Consider the following 3092-nt stretch of genomic DNA (forward strand, 5'->3'; position numbering starts at 1 on the left):
AGGAGAATGCCGCTCGCTCGCTCGGTGCACCGCGCTGGAAGGCCTTCCTGACGGTGACACTGCCGCAAATCCGCTTTTCCGTGGTCAGTGCCGCGCTGCTCTCCTTCCTCACATCTTTCGATGAGGTGGTGGTGGCAATGTTCATCTCCGGCGGCGACAACCCGACGCTGACCCGCAGCATGTTCAATGCGCTCAGAGACCAGATCGACCCGACGATCGCGGCGATTTCCACGATCATGGTCCTGATCACCACCGTGATCATGCTGCTCGCCCAGGCCTTTGGCGGCAGGCAGTCCGATTGAGCGCCATAGAAAGTCATATCATGATCAGCCTTGAATCCTTCGCCGCGCTGGCCCAGACGCCGCTCGGCCCGTTCGCGCCGAAACCAACCAGCCTCGCTCCGGGTCAGGAAGAGGCATCGGCCGTTCTGTGGGCCTCGCCGGACGGACGGACGAAGATCGGGGTCTGGGAATGCACGCCCGGGCGCTTCACTGCGGACCGCACAGCGGCCGGCGAATACTGCTTCATCATTTCCGGCCGTGCCTCGGTGAAGAACGCCGATGGCGGCGGTGAACGGCATCTCGGTGCGGGCGATCTTCTCGTCCTGCCGCAGGGCTGGACCGGCGAATGGGAAATCCATGAACCCGTCCGCAAGCTTTTCCTGATCGAGGCGCGTTAGGGGCCTCCCGCAATGACTGAATATGATTTCATCGTCGTCGGTGCGGGTTCCGCCGGGTGCGTGCTCGCCAACCGGCTTTCTGAAAATGGCCGATTCTCCGTGCTGCTGCTGGAAGCGGGCGGGACTGATCGGCGCTTCTGGCTGACCGTGCCGATCGGCTACGGCAAGGCCTTCTATGACAGCGCCGTCAACTGGATGTACATGACCGAGCCTGATCCCGGGCTCAACGGCCGTCCGTCCTACTGGCCGCGCGGCAAAGTGCTTGGCGGTTCCAGTGCCATCAACGCGATGATCTTCGTCCGCGGTCACGCCACGGATTTCGACGGCTGGGCGGCCATGGGAAACCCCGGCTGGGGCTGGAACGATGTGCTGCCCTATTTCCGGAAACTCGAAAGCAACGATCGCGGTGCCAGCGATCTGCGCGGCGGCGATGGCCCGCTTGCGATTGAAACCAAGACCGCCGATGTCCATCCGCTCTGCCGGCATTTCATCGCTGCGGGCGCCGAGATCGGTTTGGCCAGGAACGACGATTTCAATGGCCCCGCGCTCGAAGGCGTCGGCATCTATCAGATCACCACCAAGGGCGGCATGCGCATGTCGGCCGCTCGGGCCTATCTCCGGCCCGCACAGAGCCGCGCCAATCTCACGATTGAAACCCGCGCGCTCGCGGAGAAGATCTTGTTTTCCGGCCGGCGTGCCAGCGGTGTCCGCTACCGTCAAGGCGGCAGGGTCCGGGAAGCGCGGGCGCGCTATGAAGTGATCCTTTCGGCCGGCGCGATCAACTCGCCGCAGCTTCTCCAGCTCTCCGGCCTTGGTCCGGGGGCGCTTTTGCAGCGACTCGGCATTCCAGTGGTTGCTGCAGCCGAAGGCATCGGGCGCCACCTGCAGGACCATCTTTGCATCGACTATATGTTTCGCTCGAAGGTGCCGACACTCAACGATCAGCTGTCGCCGCTTTCCGGGCGACTGCGCTATGGGCTGCAGTATCTCCTGGCCCGCACGGGGCCGCTGTCGCTCGGCATCAATCACGCCGGCGGTTTCATGCGGTCGCGGGAGGATCTGGCGGTTCCCGACATGCAGCTTTTCTTCTCGCCGATGAGCTATAGCAAGGCGCCGCCCGGCACGCGGCCGCTAATGAAGCCGGATCCATTCTCGGGCTTCGTCCTCGCCGCCCAGCCGACCCGCCCTGAAAGCCGCGGCCACCTCGAAATCCGCAGTTCCGACCCACTCGCCCCGCCGGCGATCCATCCAAATTATCTGGCGACCGACCGTGACCGGAAGGACATGATCGCCGCATCACGGATGGTGCGTCGATTTACGCAAACCTCTGCCCTGTCGTCGATCATCGCCGCAGAAATCGAACCGGGGCCTTCGGTGCTTTCCGACGAGGCGCTGCTGGAGGATTGCCGCAATCGGGCTGGCACGGTCTTCCATCCCGTTAGCACCTGCCGGATGGGGCCTGATCCGGCGGTGGATGTCGTCGATGCCGCGCTGAAGGTCTACGGCGTGGAAGGGCTGCGCGTCGCCGATGCCTCGATCTTTCCAACCCTGACCACGGGTAACACCAATGCGCCGGCGATCATGACCGGAGAGAAGGCAGCCGATCTCATTCTCGCAGATCACCGCTGACGCATTGCCGGATTCCGGAGAGGGCCGATGACCTATTCGATGCTGGCGCGCGGCACGGTCTGGCGCTTCGCCGACCTGAAGACGCTGATGGCGAAGGCGACGCCGCCGCGCTCCGGCGACCGCCTCGCCGGCATCGCGGCCGATAGTGCAGAGGAATGCGTGGCGGCGAAGATGGCGCTCGCCGAACTGCCGCTTGCGACATTTCTTTCCGAAGCGCTGATCCCTTACGAGGAGGACGAAGTCACGCGCCTGATCATCGATAGTCATGATGCGGCTGCCTTTGCCGAGATTTCTCACCTGACGGTCGGGGATTTCCGGGATTTCCTCACATCCGATCAGTGCGACAGCGCCACCCTGTCCCGCATAGCCCCGGGCATTACACCCGAGATGGCCGCCGCCGTATCCAAGCTTATGCGCAACCAGGACCTTATCCTGGTCGCGCGGAAATGCCGTGTGGTGACAAAGTTCCGCAACACAATCGGCCTTGAGGGCCGCATGGCGGTGCGGTTGCAACCGAACCATCCTTCCGACGCCCGCAGGGGGATTGCCGCCAGCATCGTCGACGGACTGCTCTATGGCTGCGGTGATGCGGTGATCGGCATCAATCCAGCCTCGGATAATGTCGGCGGTCTCTCCGATCTCGTCGAAATGCTCGCCGAGATCATCGCGCGCTATGAGATTCCGACGCAGGCCTGCGTGCTGACCCATGTGACAACGTCGATCGAGAGGGCAAACCGCGGCCTGCCCATCGATCTCGTCTTCCAGTCGATTGCCGGCACGGAGA

At 63.5% G+C, this 3092-nt stretch carries 4 protein-coding genes; all 4 read left to right on the top strand.

Annotated features, from left to right (window positions below; genetic code table 11):
• On the top strand, positions 1–302 hold a 302-nt coding region (locus tag AAG799_RS22820), incomplete at its 5' end, for an ABC transporter permease subunit (protein WP_341899429.1).
• Positions 303–322: 20 nt separating this feature from the next.
• A complete protein-coding gene (locus AAG799_RS22825; protein WP_341899430.1) occupies positions 323–679 on the top strand; it encodes a cupin domain-containing protein in 357 nt (118 codons plus the stop codon).
• Between the two features lie 12 nt (positions 680–691).
• Positions 692–2308, top strand: a complete 1617-nt coding sequence (locus AAG799_RS22830; RefSeq protein WP_341899431.1) for a GMC family oxidoreductase N-terminal domain-containing protein — start codon at positions 692–694, stop codon at positions 2306–2308.
• Between the two features lie 39 nt (positions 2309–2347).
• On the top strand, positions 2348–3092 hold a 745-nt coding region (eutB, locus tag AAG799_RS22835), incomplete at its 3' end, for an ethanolamine ammonia-lyase subunit EutB (protein WP_341899433.1).

The organism is Ferrovibrio terrae (assembly GCF_943371255.1).
Taxonomy (GTDB): domain Bacteria; phylum Pseudomonadota; class Alphaproteobacteria; order Ferrovibrionales; family Ferrovibrionaceae; genus Ferrovibrio; species Ferrovibrio terrae_B.

Bases quoted from the DNA above. Each gene is read 5' to 3' on its own strand.
- AAG799_RS22825 (WP_341899430.1), top strand. From the start codon at position 323: ATGATCAGCCTTGAATCCTTCGCCGCGCTGGCCCAGACGCCGCTCGGC.
- AAG799_RS22830 (WP_341899431.1), top strand. From the start codon at position 692: ATGACTGAATATGATTTCATCGTCGTCGGTGCGGGTTCCGCCGGGTGC.